The sequence below is a fragment of the Actinacidiphila glaucinigra genome, assembly GCF_035918135.1.
GTDB lineage: Bacteria > Actinomycetota > Actinomycetes > Streptomycetales > Streptomycetaceae > Actinacidiphila > Actinacidiphila glaucinigra.
Genome location: NZ_CP109144.1, coordinates 22167 through 35315, shown reverse-complemented (window position 1 = coordinate 35315; position 13149 = coordinate 22167). Strand labels below are relative to the sequence as shown.

General features: G+C 65.7%; 11 protein-coding genes and 8 pseudogenes. 12 read left to right on the top strand and 7 right to left on the bottom strand.

Annotation, left to right across the window (positions count from 1 at the left end):
* Positions 1-126: 126 nt before the first annotated feature.
* Positions 127-615: pseudogene (locus OIE69_RS44655) on the top strand (DinB family protein); the annotation flags it as partial.
* Between the two features lie 63 nt (positions 616-678).
* The gene (locus OIE69_RS00175) at positions 679-960 is read left to right on the top strand and encodes a hypothetical protein (RefSeq protein WP_326569893.1); all 282 of its coding nucleotides are present in this window, start codon (positions 679-681) and stop codon (positions 958-960) included.
* 189 nt (positions 961-1149) lie between these two features.
* Here OIE69_RS00175 and OIE69_RS00170 read toward each other — a convergent pair.
* Positions 1150-2267, bottom strand: a pseudogene (locus OIE69_RS00170) (IS1380 family transposase); the annotation flags it as partial.
* Between the two features lie 55 nt (positions 2268-2322).
* Complete coding sequence (locus OIE69_RS00165; RefSeq protein ID WP_326569892.1) at positions 2323-3330, bottom strand: GlxA family transcriptional regulator; 1008 nt, start codon at positions 3328-3330, stop codon at positions 2323-2325.
* A 71-nt stretch (positions 3331-3401) separates the two neighbouring features.
* On the opposite strand from OIE69_RS00165, the gene OIE69_RS00160 reads away from it, so the two are divergent.
* From OIE69_RS00160 to OIE69_RS00135, 6 genes and pseudogenes are all read left to right on the top strand, one after another.
* Positions 3402-4169 carry an NAD(P)H-dependent oxidoreductase gene (locus tag OIE69_RS00160; RefSeq protein ID WP_326569891.1) on the top strand — a complete coding sequence of 256 codons (768 nt, stop codon included), beginning with the start codon at positions 3402-3404 and terminating at the stop codon, positions 4167-4169.
* A gap of 219 nt (positions 4170-4388) precedes the next feature.
* Positions 4389-4949, top strand: a complete 561-nt coding sequence (locus tag OIE69_RS00155; protein WP_326569890.1) for an OsmC family protein — start codon at positions 4389-4391, stop codon at positions 4947-4949.
* A 137-nt stretch (positions 4950-5086) separates the two neighbouring features.
* Positions 5087-5369: pseudogene (locus OIE69_RS00150) on the top strand (ATP-binding protein); the annotation flags it as partial.
* A 222-nt stretch (positions 5370-5591) separates the two neighbouring features.
* The gene (locus OIE69_RS00145) at positions 5592-5852 is read left to right on the top strand and encodes a hypothetical protein (RefSeq protein WP_326569889.1); all 261 of its coding nucleotides are present in this window, start codon (positions 5592-5594) and stop codon (positions 5850-5852) included.
* A gap of 51 nt (positions 5853-5903) precedes the next feature.
* Positions 5904-6207, top strand: a pseudogene (locus OIE69_RS00140) (GNAT family N-acetyltransferase); the annotation flags it as partial.
* A 124-nt stretch (positions 6208-6331) separates the two neighbouring features.
* A pseudogene (locus tag OIE69_RS00135) lies at positions 6332-7502 on the top strand (IS110 family RNA-guided transposase).
* A gap of 116 nt (positions 7503-7618) precedes the next feature.
* On the opposite strand, the gene OIE69_RS00130 reads toward OIE69_RS00135, so the two are convergent.
* Positions 7619-8077, bottom strand: a complete 459-nt coding sequence (locus tag OIE69_RS00130; protein WP_326569888.1) for an acyl-CoA thioesterase — start codon at positions 8075-8077, stop codon at positions 7619-7621.
* A gap of 174 nt (positions 8078-8251) precedes the next feature.
* Between OIE69_RS00130 and OIE69_RS00125 the strand changes: the two genes are divergently transcribed.
* Complete coding sequence (locus OIE69_RS00125) at positions 8252-8479, top strand: MerR family transcriptional regulator (RefSeq protein ID WP_392567436.1); 228 nt, start codon at positions 8252-8254, stop codon at positions 8477-8479.
* Between the two features lie 175 nt (positions 8480-8654).
* Here OIE69_RS00125 and OIE69_RS44650 read toward each other — a convergent pair.
* Positions 8655-8901: pseudogene (locus OIE69_RS44650) on the bottom strand (sulfurtransferase); the annotation flags it as partial.
* Positions 8902-9156: 255 nt separating this feature from the next.
* Here OIE69_RS44650 and OIE69_RS00120 point away from each other — a divergent pair.
* Together OIE69_RS00120 and OIE69_RS44645 are read left to right on the top strand one after the other, a co-directional pair.
* Positions 9157-9774, top strand: a complete 618-nt coding sequence (locus tag OIE69_RS00120) for a CGNR zinc finger domain-containing protein (protein WP_326569887.1) — start codon at positions 9157-9159, stop codon at positions 9772-9774.
* Between the two features lie 233 nt (positions 9775-10007).
* Complete coding sequence (locus OIE69_RS44645) at positions 10008-10322, top strand: alpha/beta fold hydrolase (protein ID WP_392567642.1); 315 nt, start codon at positions 10008-10010, stop codon at positions 10320-10322.
* Positions 10323-10526: 204 nt separating this feature from the next.
* Here OIE69_RS44645 and OIE69_RS00115 read toward each other — a convergent pair.
* Positions 10527-10806 (bottom strand): annotated as a pseudogene (locus tag OIE69_RS00115) (helix-turn-helix domain-containing protein); the annotation flags it as partial.
* A 163-nt stretch (positions 10807-10969) separates the two neighbouring features.
* On the bottom strand, positions 10970-11362 hold the full coding sequence (locus OIE69_RS00110) for an ATP-binding protein (RefSeq protein ID WP_326569886.1): 393 nt from the start codon (positions 11360-11362) through the stop codon (positions 10970-10972).
* A 392-nt stretch (positions 11363-11754) separates the two neighbouring features.
* On the opposite strand from OIE69_RS00110, the pseudogene OIE69_RS00100 reads away from it, so the two are divergent.
* Positions 11755-12135 (top strand): annotated as a pseudogene (locus OIE69_RS00100) (transposase family protein); the annotation flags it as partial.
* Between the two features lie 2 nt (positions 12136-12137).
* Here the strand turns inward: OIE69_RS00100 and OIE69_RS00095 are convergent.
* The gene (locus OIE69_RS00095) at positions 12138-12881 is read right to left on the bottom strand and encodes a hypothetical protein (protein ID WP_326581575.1); all 744 of its coding nucleotides are present in this window, start codon (positions 12879-12881) and stop codon (positions 12138-12140) included.
* Positions 12882-13149: the final 268 nt, after the last annotated feature.

Sequence of the window (13149 nt, the reverse complement as noted above, 5' to 3'; positions counted from 1 at the left end):
CGGACCTCAATGTGGTGACGCCTCCGTAGCGGCCGATTCCTGGATCTTTGGACCGGGCACTGCAAAACCCTTTACCGAACTCAGAGGCAACTGTGCGAGCCGTCCCTACTGCTTCGAAAAGCGCGAATGGTTGATCCGATGGACTCAAGTACGACTTACATGATTTCCGAGATGGAAGGGTGGAGCGAAGGCGCGGAGGCGGTCTACGCAATATTGCGCCGCCGACGACACGCATTTCTTGAGCTCTTGAACAACATCGAAGAATCTCAATTCAACGCACAGTCTCGCTGCACGGACTGGTCGGTGCATGAAGTGGTACGCCACGTTCGTGATGTAACCAAGGTGCATATATCTATGCTAGATGAGACTGAATACCCTTTCGGAAACCCCAGGAACTTCAGTCCGAAAACCTCACCTGCCGCTTGGATGAGGCATTCGGAGGGCGAATCCGTAAGGGAGACGGTGGATGAGCTATCGCAATTGATCCAACGGGAAGGGGAGTTGTTCCTCCGGCGCGTGATGGAAGGGTCCCCCCAAGTGAAGCAGGGTCCACTTCGGAGAAAATTGCACTGGTCCGTGTTCGGCACCCATACGATCTGGGATGCGTGGATGCATGAGCGAGATATATGTATTCCCCTAGGACTTGACGTTCCACTTGATGGCGAGGAAGGTCGCCTCATGGTGATGTACACCCTGCTTGCCGCCTCGGCACCTGCCGCTTGGTCTGGCGACTACGTGGAGACAGCGATCAAGCTGTACGGATCACCCGACTGCACGTATCGCATAGGCCACAGCAACTCCCACGTCTACGTCCAGACGGGTGGCCGAGCAGACGTCGGTGGCGATATGGCAGTGCTCCTGGACAGCCTCGCAGGACGTGGGCCTGAACTGTCGGAGATACTCGGGACATCAAGTGAAGCAGTACGGAAACTCTCGCTTCTTAGGGCAGTGGCGACGTGATGGTGCACCGCTGGATAGGGCTTCGTTAACCTCGATCTTTCGTGACGGTTCGTCGGATTCTCTGGCGGGCGGTTTCGGTCGTTCGGGCGGTCACGGGTAGGTCTGTGGCCCGGCTGTAGCGTCGGGTGGGCGCCGGGTTCCACGGTTCCGGGCGGGGTGGTGCTGTTCGTAGGGACGGGACGTTGCTGGTCAGCCGGGGTTCGGCAGGGCTTGGAGCCGTTGCAGGGCTTGGTTGATCAGGTCTGTCCAGGGCCAGTGCGTCGCGAGGCGGAGGATGCGGCGTCGTCCGGTGGTGACGAGCTGGGCGGCGGTGGAGAACAGTCGGAGTCGAAGCCGCCGGGGTTCCCAGCGGCGGACATAGCCGGTCAAGGCGAGCATCGACATCCATGCGAGTAGGTCCAGGGCGATCTGGACGATCTCCAGCCAGATCTGGTTCTGCGCGGTGTGGTGGAGGGGCAGTTACGCAGGCCGGTGGCTCGCGCGGCACGGATGCGGTCCTCGGCTCGCGCACGCTGGCGGTGCCTGAGCTCGAGCGATCGGCACGTTGTGGGTGTTGGTGGCGAACGCGGTGAGCCGCAGGCCGTCGGCGTCAGTGATCCGTAACTGTGCGCCGGGGCGCGGCCGTTCCTTGCGGACGATCAGTCGCATCCCTGTCGGCCATCCCTTGAGGGCGTCACCGGCAAGTTCGGCGACCCAGGCGCCGTCGCGGACCTCGCCACGGGGCTCGACGGCCCGCGTCCTGCGGTGGCGGGAACGTGCAGCACTGCTCGGTGGATGGGATCGGTGATGGTCATACCGACCGAGTACGACAGCCACCTTCCGCACTGGGCCAGCCAGGCCACGAACTCGTGGGTCCCGCCGCCGGAGTCGGTGCGGATGAGGGTGTGGCGTCCGCGCCGGTAGGTCTTCGGGAGCTGGGCCAGGGCGAGCCGGGCGGCTTCGACGTGGTCGGCCGCGGTGTTGGAGCCGGCGTTGCCGGGCCGCAGCAAGCCCGCCACGGGTTCTCCGCTGCCGCCGCTGCCGTGGTCGACGAATCCCATCAGCGGGTGGTGGCCGAAGGACTTCTTCCACGTCGGCTTCGCGTCTTGCTTGTCGGAGTGCGCGATCACCAGCACCCCGTCCAGGTCCACGATGACCTGTCCGCCGCGGTCCGGGGCCGCATCACCGGCCACTTTCCACACACGTTCACGGACCTCGGACCGTGCGGCCCGGATGGCTGTCAGCGCTTTCGGCCCGGCTGCGGCGAGGGTGTCGATCAGCCGCGAGACCGTCGGGTCGGAGGCCACCGACTCGAACACGGCCGGCTCGACCCCGGAACTTGCAACCGCCCTGGAGCCGACCCCGAGACCGAGGCAGACTTAACTAGCCGGACTGGGCTGCCGGTTCGCCGCGGAACGTCGACCGGTACGCGCTCGGCGATACGCCCAGCGCCGCCTGGAAGTGCTGGCGCAGCGAGGCACCCGTGCCGAAGCCAGCTTCCGCCGCCACCCGGTCCACCGGGAGGGCCGACTCCTCCAGGAGCTGGCGGGCGCGCTCGATTCGTTGCTGCGTAAGCCATTGCAGCGCCGAGACGCCGACCTCCTCGCGGAAGCGGCGGGTGAACGTGCGGGTGCTCATCGACTCGCGGGCCGCCAGCTCGCGCAGCGTCAGCGGGCGGTGCAGGTTGTCCAGCGCCCAGGCACGGGCGGCCTTCGTCGACGACGTCCGGGGCTCGAGCACCGGGCGGCGGACGAACTGGGCCTGGCCGCCCTCGCGGTGCGGGGAGACGACCGTGCCGCGGGCGACCTCGTTGGCCACAGCCGTGCCGTGGTCGCGGCGGATCATGTGCAGCACCAGGTCGATCCCGGAGGCGACGCCGGCGGAAGTGAGAACGTCGCCGTCGTCGGTGTAGAGCACGCACGGGTCGACGTCGACCTCCGGGAACCGTTCCTGCAGTTCCGCGGCGGATTGCCAGTGCGTGGTCGCCGGGCGGCCGTCGAGCAGGCCGGCGGCGGCCAGCACGAACGCGCCGGTGCAGATCGACGCGATCCGTGCGCCCTCCCGGATCCGCGCCAGCGCGGCGCGCACCGGCGGGGCCAGCTCGCGCGCCGCCGGCTCGTAGTCCGCCATCGACGCCGAAACGATCACGGTATCGGCCTCTGCGAGGACTTCCGGACCGCGGTGGACGGGGATGACGACGTCGGAGTCGGTGCGCACCAGCCCTGGCTCGGGCGTGCAGGTGACGACCTCGTACAGCGGCTCGCCTGCCGCCGAGCGCGCCTGCCCGAACAGCCGCTGGATGATGCCGAGTTCCATCACGAGCATCCCGTGCCGCACCAGGACGGCGACGCGGTGGCGGTCGGGGTGCGCGAACGCGGCAGGAGAAGTCATGGCCCGATTCTTGCATATATTGGCTATCAGGCCACTCGCTCACGCTCCGCAACGGTCGGATGATCGAAGTCATGAACGTGTTGTGGGTATTCGCCCATCCCGAACCCCGCTCGCTGAGCGGCGCCCTCCGCGACGACAGCCTCCAGACACTCCGGAACCTCGGCCATGACGTCCGCGAGTCGGATCTGTACGCGATGAAGTGGAACCCGGTCGTCGACGCGGCCGACTACGGCACCGAGGCCGCCGACGAGCGGCTGCAGGTCGGGGCGGCGTCCGCCCGTGCGTACGCCGGGGGCATGCTGAGCCCGGAAATCGTTGCCGAGCAGGAGAAACTGGCCTGGGCGGACGCGGTCGTCGTGCAGTTCCCGCTGTGGTGGTTCGGCGTCCCCGCGATCCTCAAGGGCTGGATCGACCGCGTGTTCGTGAAGGGTTTCGCGTACGGCCTGTCCGGCGATGACGGCCGCACACTCCACTACGGCGAGGGCAGACTGGCGGGCAAGCGCGCGATGGTGGTCGTGACGGGCGGCGCCAGCGAAGCGGCGCTGGGCCCGCGCGGCATTAACGGTTCACTGGACGACCTGCTGTTCAGCCTCCAGCACGGGACGTTCTTTTACACCGGGATGTCGGTCCTCCCGCCGTACGCGGTGTACGGCGCCGACCGGGTGCCCCCGGAGCAGTTCACCGAGGCCCGCGGCGCGCTGCGCGAGCGGCTGCGCACGCTGGAGACGACGCAGCCGCTGCCGTACCGCTCCCGCAACAGTGGCGACTACGACGAAAACATGGTTCTCGAGGAGGCGCACGTGCCCGGTGAGACCGGGTTCGCGATCCACCTCCGGTAACCACGGCGCGGGCGGGGTCAACAGGACTTCGACGCCGTCCGCGAGCAGCGCGCGCGCACCACCGCCGGGCCCACGTCATGCGTGCCGCCGGCGACGACAGCGCCCGGGATCATTTTTGGGGATCTCGGAAGGTGCCGATGCACGGTCGGTGACGTTTTCTCAGCGAGCTGTCACCCAGGACCGATAAATCGATTACATGAAGGCGACAAGGAGAGATTGATGATCAACGGTGTCGACACGGACGCTTTGAGCCAGACCGTGGATGCGGTCCGGGACAAGCCCGAATTGGCCCAGGTCACCTTCGGCGTCCAGTCTGAATGGAGCGGGGGCGCCCACCAGCGGGCCACCACGACCGCCCCCCGACAGAACGGTGAAGTCATCGCCAGCCGTACCGCCACGTACGTCTTCGAGTCGGACGAGCCCACAGCGCTGCTCGGCACGGACAAGGCGGCAAACCCTGCCGAGTACATCCTCCAGGGCCTGGCAGGCTGCTACGCGGTGACCTACGCGTCGGTCGCGGCCACGCGTGGCATCGAGCTGAGCTCTCTGAGCCTGGATCTGCAGGTCGACTTCGACCTCCAGGGCTTCCTCGGCATCGACAAGTCCGTCCGTCCGGGAGCACAGGAGATCCGGGTGGACGTCCATGCGCAGTCGCCGAACGCGACGGCCGAGCAGCTCCAGGAACTGACCGAGCTCGTCCAGCAGCGCTCCCCGATCAGGGAGACACTGGCCAACCCCGTCAAGGTGACGACGACCCTGGTGACGGACGAGGCTCAGTAGCCACAGAGGCATGGCCGGCGCACGGCAGGCCAACCACCGCGAACACGGCCGAGGAAGGGCCCTCCCCGACAGCCGGGGAGGGCCCGGAGAAGAAACGGCATGAAAAGGATTTTCTGTGGTTGACGCGACCGCGTCGGCCACCCGGGGTCGGCAAGACCCACCTCGCCCTCGCGGTCGCGGCCTGCCGGGCCGGCTTACTCGATCTACTTCACCAGCCTCGACGACATGGTCCGCAACCTCACCGCCGCCGAAGCCGCAGGGCGCCTGACCAGTAAATTCGGCACCTACCTCAGCCCCAGCGTCCTCGTGGTGGACGAGGTCGGCTACCAGCCCCTGGAACGAGCAGAGGCCAAGCTCGTCTTCCAGGTGATCTCCGAACACTACGAAAAGGGCTCGATCATCCTGACCTCGAACAAGACCCTCAGGGCACATGTTCCGGCGAACCCGTGCCAGGCAGCGCCGAAACTTCACGGGTCCCGGCAGCGACGCGGATGCTGCATGATCGAGCGGTGCTGATCGAACTGGTGAAGGTCGCGAGGTCCCTGGAAGTCCTTGGCTTGCAGATGTCCGGACCTCGTTCGGTCACACCGCGGTCCGATGGTGCGGGGATCGTGCCGCGGAGCCCGGCGAGTACCACGTTGAGTGGACGATCGACGAGGACATAGTCTGGGGGCAGAACGCCAAGCCTGCTGTTGTATCGGTCCCGGGCTCCGGACCGGTGGGCACTGCGCAGTCCTGCGGGGACAGCTGAGCCTCACTGAGGTCGGTGCCGCCCTGCTGGACTTCGACGGCACGAATATCCTGCTGGACCTTGCTGATCCGCTGCCCGAAGATGTCGCCAATACGTGGGTCGAACTCTTCATCGAGCGCGAGAAGGTCAGCCTCTACCCGTACGTACTCTGACCAGGGATCAGGTCAAAAACGTGGGAGCGATAGGCAGTTGAGGCCGGGCTCGCCCGGCTGATCGAGCTGTTCGCCTCGCCAGAGGTGGGTACCTACATCGGTGGCCCTCAACCGCGTGATGAGCTGGAGCGCGCGGTGCCTGAGGTGCCTGGGCAACGCCCTGGCTCTTTTGTGGTCGAGCTCGACGGAGCGTTGATCGGCATAGTCACGCTTGATCGGCGTGCCCCGGAGCGTCTGGGTTACCGTCCGGGAGGCGGGGAGGCCGAGCTCGCTACTCCCTCAAGCGTGAGGATACGGGTACGCCACCGAGGCGTGCGCGGCGGCACTCGACTGGTTCGCCGACGCGCTTCCCGGATTGGCCGCCCGGCGTCCCGCACGACCCGGCCACTGATTGGGATGCGCGCGCACGATCGCTTGGTAAGGACACGCTGGCGAGGTCGTCTGCTGGAACCGGAACTGGAGCGACGTCGGAGGTGGCCGTGCCTGAGCTGTGGGCTGGGACGGATGCGGGCAAGACCGAGCATCACTGCATGGTGATCGACGCTGAGGGCCAGCGCAGGCTGTCGCGGCGGGTGGCCAACGACAAGACCGTGTTGCTGGACTGGAACTGATCGCGGATGTCCTCGCGCTGAGCGAGGGAGATCCGGTGACCTGGGCAATCGATCTCAACTCCGACGGGGCGGCGCTGATGATCGCCCTGCTGACCGACAACGGGCAGCAAGTCCTCTACATCCCCGGCCGCAGCGTCCACCATGCCTCTGGCTCCTACCGGGGCGACGGGAAGAGCGACGCGAAGGACCTTCATCATCGCTGACCAGGCCCGCATGCGCCGCGATCTGCAGACCATGCACCGTGGTGACGACATCGCCGTCGACCTGCGCATCCTCACCTCGCGCCGGCTCGACGTTGCCGCGGACCGCACGAGGGCGATCAACCGGATGCGAGCCCGGCTGCTGGAGTACTTCCCTGCCCTGAACGGGCCTTCGACTACAGCACTTCCAAGGCGTCCCTGGTGCTGCTGACCGGCTACCAGACACCGGCCGCCCTGCGACGGCAAGAACCGCCTCGCGACGTGGCTGAAGAACCGCAAGGTCCGCAACCACCAGCTCGTCGCGGCCACCGCCGTCCAGGCAGCTGAGGCCCAGCACACCGCCGCCCCCCGGGGAAAAACTGGGGGCGGCCGTGGTCGCCAGGCTCGCGAGGGAGGTGATGGCCCTCGACGATGAGCTCGACGAGACCGACGCCCTGATCGAGCGCCGATTCCGCGACCACCCCTACGTCGAAATCATCCTGAGCACGCCCGGCCTCGGCCCTGTCCTGGGCGCCGAGTTCATCGCCCACACCGGCGGAGGCATGAACGTATTCGGCAGCCCCGACCGCCTCGCCGGTGTCGCCGGCCTGGCACCCGTCCCCCAAGACTCCGGACGGATCAGCGGCAACATGCGCCGACCCTGCCGCTACTGCCGCCGCCTGATGCGGGTCTTCTACATGCCCGCCCAGGTCGCCGCCCGATGCTGCCCCACCTCGAAGGCGTTCTACGACCGAAAACGAGCTCTCGCACGCCGCCGCCTGAACGTCCTGTGGGCACTACTGCGCGACAATCGGCCCCTCGAAAGCAGCCCACCATTCCCCGTTGCCACCCTTGGCTGAGCCAGCTACAGCCAGTCACGGGTCAAGCGTTGACAACCACATTGGGAATCAGTAGACACACGGAGGCCCGTGAAGTCGGGCGAGCCCATCGGTCCGAGGGGCTTCAAAGCAGGATGTCAGGCTTCAGGGCCCTGGATTCGATCGAACCCCGCTCGATGCTCCTCAGACCACTCGGTGGGGCGCATCGTCTCGCCGCTTACATTCACGATGGTCCGCGTCCCGTGTGCGTACGTGCTGCTGCCATCACGACTACACACGCGGAAGCCGGTCGTTGCCGATGTGCGGCCTATCCGCTCGGTCCAGAGGTGGACGGCGATTTCCCCGTTGCCAATCAAAGGGAGGTCGAACACGATGGCGACCGCCTTCACGACATAATAGGTCGGCACGGCCACTTCGGATCCGCCGAAGCCCAGGCTAAACGCGTACGTGTTAAAAGCACGTTCGGCCATCACGGTGTAACGACCGTTGTGCAGCATCCCGTATGGGTCAAGGTCGTCGAAGTAAACATCCAGTGGGATCAAGACGCCGTAGTCGACCGAATCGAATACGAGAGATGATGCAGTCGCGTCAACCATTGAAAAGTCCTTTTCATGCTGTTTGCTATTCCGCGGTCGCGGTACCCGCCGGGTGCCGGTTATGCCTCCGCCTGGCTACTGAGCCTGGTCCGTCAGGAGGGTCGTCGTCACCTTGACGGGGTTGGCCAGTGTCATCCCTGATCGGGGAGCGCTGCGCGCTGTGAGGCTGAGCCAATGGTGGAACATTCACATCTATGTGATGTCAAGTGGCAGGCGGCGGTGATGAGAATCACGGAGCTTTCGGGGCGGGTCGGCGTGTCCACCCGCCTCTTGCGCTACCAAGAAGAGCAGGGTCTTCTCGCCCCGCGTCGTGAAGAGAACGGCTACCGATACCACGAAGAGGCGGCTGTAGAGAGGGTCGAGCAAATTCGCGGTCTGCTGGGAGCCGGGGCTGACCACTGAGATCATCCGAGAGGTTCTCCCATGCTTGGCTGCCGCCGCGTGCGACCTATATTTCGTTCGCCGGATCGCAGCAGAACGAGACCGACTGCGGGAACACGTCACCGTTCTGACGCAGGAAATCAATGTCCTAGACAACTACGTGAGCGTTGATCTCTCGTCCGGAATCGAGACTTCCGTACAGCGCCGCGAGCTCGTTATCGGAGCGGAACGTACCATCTTCGTTGGCGGCTTTGGACCATGGCACATTCACTGCGGAGGGATGTGCCCTCGCTGCAGGGCTGCCTCCTGGATCAGGTGCGCAGGGGCACTGAATCTGCCCGAGAAGTCTTCGGGTGAGCGCACGTCACGAGACTGATGGCCTCCAGGACGTCGTCCCGCAGCGCACGCATGGACGAGTCCGGAGCTGATGCCTTGTGCGTGGTGGGCTCGGTGAGGGCGGTGTTCGGCCCCCCAAAGATCTACCACGAGGTCCGCGACTAAAGGACCCCCGACTGTCAGTCACGCCACTGGAGAGCTTGGGCGACGAGGACGACGACGCGGGAGGTCAGTGACGCTGAGGCCGACGTGGCTCGTCTTGAGGGTGGCAGGGCGAAAGCGGTTGACCTAGCTCTGGCAACCGCTGAAATGCTCTTAGCAGGTTATGATGGCATGGACCTCGACCCGAAAGGGCGCACCGCATGAACACTCATCCAGCCCCCACCACTGACGCGGATCCCCGCCCTCTCCTCGGAGAACCTCTGCCGCTGGACCTGCTGAACACGCGCTGGATCGACGACAGCGGCGCCCACGACCTGCTGGAACGCCCTGGTGGTCTTGCGATCTGGCTCTCGTCCGCCGGCCTTGCCGACATCGCGCCGGACACGCAGGAAACCCTCGGCGCCCTCCTGGCCACGCGGACCGCACTGAGCTCGATCGTGGCAAGTGACGGACCCGACCTGGAGCGGTCTCGGGAGATGCTCAACGACACACTCGGTCACGGCCGCATTCGGCGGCTTCTGGGGACGGCCGGCCCGGAAACGCTCGTGGAGACCGACACTCCCGGCTGGGTCGCGGCGTGGCGCACGGCCGACCTCTACCTGCACCTGCTCGAGGAGGGACCCGACCGCATCCGCAAGTGTGCCAACCCTGAGTGCCCCCTGCGCTTCTATGACACGTCCAAGAACGGAGGCCGCCGGTGGTGCTCCATGACGTCCTGCGGCAACCGTGCCAAGACCCGCCGGCATTACGAACGCCACCAGAGTACCTTCAGGCGGGGCAGGGCCACTGCGGCCGGCGACCCATCCGAAGGCGCATGAGAGCGCGATGCGCCACTGCGCTTCCCCAGGGACGGCCCGGGTTTCACCATGATCTTCGAATGGTACGGACACCGACTCCACTACACCGACGAAAGCACATGGCCATCGCGGATCGGGGAGATGCCGGACCTGCCGCTGCGCAGCCGACGCCGCTGCTGTTCCTGCACGGCCTCGGAGGCAGATGCGGCAACTGGCTCCATCAATGACGCTATTTCTCCGCCGCCCGCCGCGTCATCGCCCTTGACTTGCCCGGACATGGACTGCCCAGTGGAACCGCCGTGCCGTTCAGCTCCTATCCTGCAGCCATAGGCGCCGCTTGGGACCATTGCGGCATCGAGCGCCCAGTAGTCGTGGGGCTGTCCATGGGAGCACCTGTGGGCCTGGCATTCCCAGCGCGTCGGCCCCGGCGTGTCCAGTCGCTGACGATCGTCAACACCTTCCTCGCCCTCGTTCCACGGACCGCAGCGCCAGACTCGCCCTCTACGACCTCCTGCTCCGCCCGGGCGAGGGCGCCGGTGGGCGGAGTTGCTGCTCGATTGTGGGGGTGACCGCACACTCCGCGATCGCGCGCGGCTTCGTGAGATCGCTCCCCGCGCTGGATCCGGCGCACCTGCACCGAATCTTCTACGAAGCCGTAGACCTTGATCAATGGCAGGAGCTGCGGGGGCTCGGTGGGCGCGTCCGAGGGGAACAGGGCCGCCTCGTTGCCCTATTGCATCGACGACCTGCACGCCGGGAACCCTGCAGCACGACTCCGCGTCCGCCACGCGCAGGGCGCGGGTCAGGCCCGGCGCACGGTGGGCCAGGAGATCGATGACCGCGTGCACGTAGGCGTGGGCGGTGCCCACACTGATCCGGAAGCCGGCCGCGATCTGGGTCGTGCTTGCGTATGTGCACCAGCGCGACCAGGGCCCGCTGCGAGGGCCGGAGCTTGCAGCGGCGGTCACCCTCCCGAGTGACGATCAGCATCGCCATCCCCTCAACAAGCGAGACAGGCAGGATATGGGCCAGACCGCACCCCGGGGACGGCATCTCCATTCTCACAGGCAGGATACGTAACCAACGAGGCTCCCCGGCAGAAGAGTTGGGACGTCAGACGTTTCGCTCAACCGCCGGGGAGCCTCGTCCGTTCTGTACCGGTATACGCCCAGTCGGCCATCACTCGATCGGTGGCCCCGCTGAAAAGGCTCATGATCTATGCGTAGATTTCACACCAGACTCGTTTACCGGTTCTGTTCTTCTCGATGCCCCATGACTGCGCGAGGGCGTCGACCAGTATCAGACCGCGTCCGGAGGTGGCGTCTGCATCTTTGTTCTGGCAGGCAGGCATCGACGGGAGTGCGTCATGAACTTCCACCCTCACCCCACATTTCAGCGGTATCACCGCCAGAAATGCAGGCCCCCTTGAGTGCTGAAGTGCATTGGTGATCAGCTCAGTTGCGAGCAGCGCCGCATCGCCGCTAATCGGAGCCAGGCCGCAATGCGACGCGTGCTGAGCAACTGCCCTGCGCGCAGCCCACAGGGCAGCGAGGTCGTGCGGTTGGATCTGGAGGACCAGGCCGGAGTGGCGAATGCGGGTCCAGGCCATCCAAAGCTTCCGTCCGAGGCGTGTGTCGAAGCGTGAACGATCAGGATGGGTTGAGATCGCGCATCGCCGTCCGGTCAAGGGCATTGTTCGACCCTCCACTCGTTGCAACCCAGATACCAAACCAGTAAACATCATTTTGGTGGTTTAATGCAAGGGGTCCTGGAAAGTGACAGTTGTGGTCCGGTGGGGAACCGCTTTACGCGGCAGGCCGAGCCCGGGAAGCTGAACATCATGTCTCGGAACCACAGCTGAGCTGTGTCTTCCGGTCTCGTAGTGATGGCGGCGCCTTGATCATCAAGGTGTCGACGGTGCAGGAAGGCTTTTGGCCCCTCCGCGAACGAGTCCAGGAAGTGGCCGATCGCTCTGTTGAAGCCGGTTAGGTCCTGCAGGTAGGGCTGATGGCCACTGTCGGGGAACCGCAGCACCTGGCCCGGGTGGACGGCACGCTCGCCGAGTGCGACCGGGTCGGCGACGGACGCGCCGACTACTCCGGCAAGCACCGCCGCCACGGCGTGAACATCCAGGTCATCACCCACCCGCGAGGCGAGATCGTCTGGATCTCCCACACCCTTCCGGGCCGTACCCACGACCTCACCGCGGCCCGCCCCCATCGCATCGTCGCCACCTTCGCCACGCCGACCAGACGCCCGCCCCGCAAGGAGCTCACCGCCCGGCAAAGATCGCGAAACCGGGCGCACGCCCGGCTGCGGTATCCCGTCACGAGGCATGGCCACCCTCAACGCTGGCGTAACTTCCGTCACGCCCGCTGCAGCCATCAGCCGTCACCTGCGGGCAGCTCTCGTTGGATGCGGGCGATGTACGTGCGAAGCGTCGGAGCCACGATGTGTCCGATCTTCGGCATCTTTGGTACCCCAATGAGCTGGTCGGCGGGAAGCTCAGGCGCGGAAAGTCGTACCACGCACTGCGAGAGAGGACGGTCGTCGGCGGCTCGCTGTGAGGCCCACATGGCCAAGTGCTCATTCCACGAATCTGGTGGCTTTGCTTCCGGATCGAATCTGTAGACGTCCAACAGGCGGCCGCCATCGGTGCGGGCGTTTTCGTCGAGGATGTCGGCGGCGGTGATGGTGGTCGCGTCCGGGACCGGCCGAAGGGAAAAGTGCTTACAGGTGGCGTCCCATGCCTGGTCCGGTCGGTACCAGGTGGTGCCGTCCCACCAGTATCCGCCCTGGCGGAACAGGAGTTTGGGCCCCCTCCAGCTGCTGTGCCAGAGGGGCGCGTCCTTGGTGAGGAGCAGCAGAACCGTGCGGCCGTGCTCGGGATGGTGGCGGACGGCCCAGGCAAGCTCCGGGCGGAGCGGGTCGGCCGTGTAGGCGAGCCACGCTCCTTGAGCCTCGTTCATTCGCTCCCAGCGGCCCATTGAGGCGCCGCCTTCTCGGCAAATGACGGCCTCTATGGCGGCGGGATCGTGGATCGGAATGTGGCTGTCGTCGACGAAAGGTATCCCGGGGACGGGATGATCTGTGTGAAGACCGTTAGCGAGCGGCTGAAGGCGATGCATATTTGCTGTACCTCCTCACATCTTCTGGGATGGAATGACCTCAGGACACCGTCCAACATGGGGGTAATGCCCTGAACGGGGGTTTAGTCGACAATTTAACTGGTCTCTGCCGCCCATATCGGAGTCGGCGCCCCCAGCGTGTTCTAGTTCGGGCCCGGCCACGCTTGGGCTTCGTCGACGATGGTGAACGCGTCTTGCACTTCTCCAGGCGAGATCAAGGACGGAGGCTCGCACGGCCGGCCGATGAGCGAACGCCGGGCACGGAAGT

What these genes read in the sequence shown, in the direction of transcription:
- OIE69_RS00130 (WP_326569888.1), bottom strand. Translation starts at nt 8,077, where the DNA reads ATGGTTGACGCGACTGCATCATCTCTCGTATTCGATTCGGTCGACTAC.
- OIE69_RS00095 (WP_326581575.1), bottom strand. Translation starts at nt 12,881, where the DNA reads ATGCATCGCCTTCAGCCGCTCGCTAACGGTCTTCACACAGATCATCCC.
- OIE69_RS00110 (WP_326569886.1), bottom strand. Translation starts at nt 11,362, where the DNA reads ATGGCCTGGACCCGCATTCGCCACTCCGGCCTGGTCCTCCAGATCCAA.
- OIE69_RS00160 (WP_326569891.1), top strand. Translation starts at nt 3,402, where the DNA reads ATGAACGTGTTGTGGGTATTCGCCCATCCCGAACCCCGCTCGCTGAGC.
- OIE69_RS00155 (WP_326569890.1), top strand. Translation starts at nt 4,389, where the DNA reads ATGATCAACGGTGTCGACACGGACGCTTTGAGCCAGACCGTGGATGCG.
- OIE69_RS00125 (WP_392567436.1), top strand. Translation starts at nt 8,252, where the DNA reads ATGGTGGAACATTCACATCTATGTGATGTCAAGTGGCAGGCGGCGGTG.
- OIE69_RS00165 (WP_326569892.1), bottom strand. Translation starts at nt 3,330, where the DNA reads ATGACTTCTCCTGCCGCGTTCGCGCACCCCGACCGCCACCGCGTCGCC.
- OIE69_RS00175 (WP_326569893.1), top strand. Translation starts at nt 679, where the DNA reads ATGGTGATGTACACCCTGCTTGCCGCCTCGGCACCTGCCGCTTGGTCT.
- OIE69_RS00120 (WP_326569887.1), top strand. Translation starts at nt 9,157, where the DNA reads ATGAACACTCATCCAGCCCCCACCACTGACGCGGATCCCCGCCCTCTC.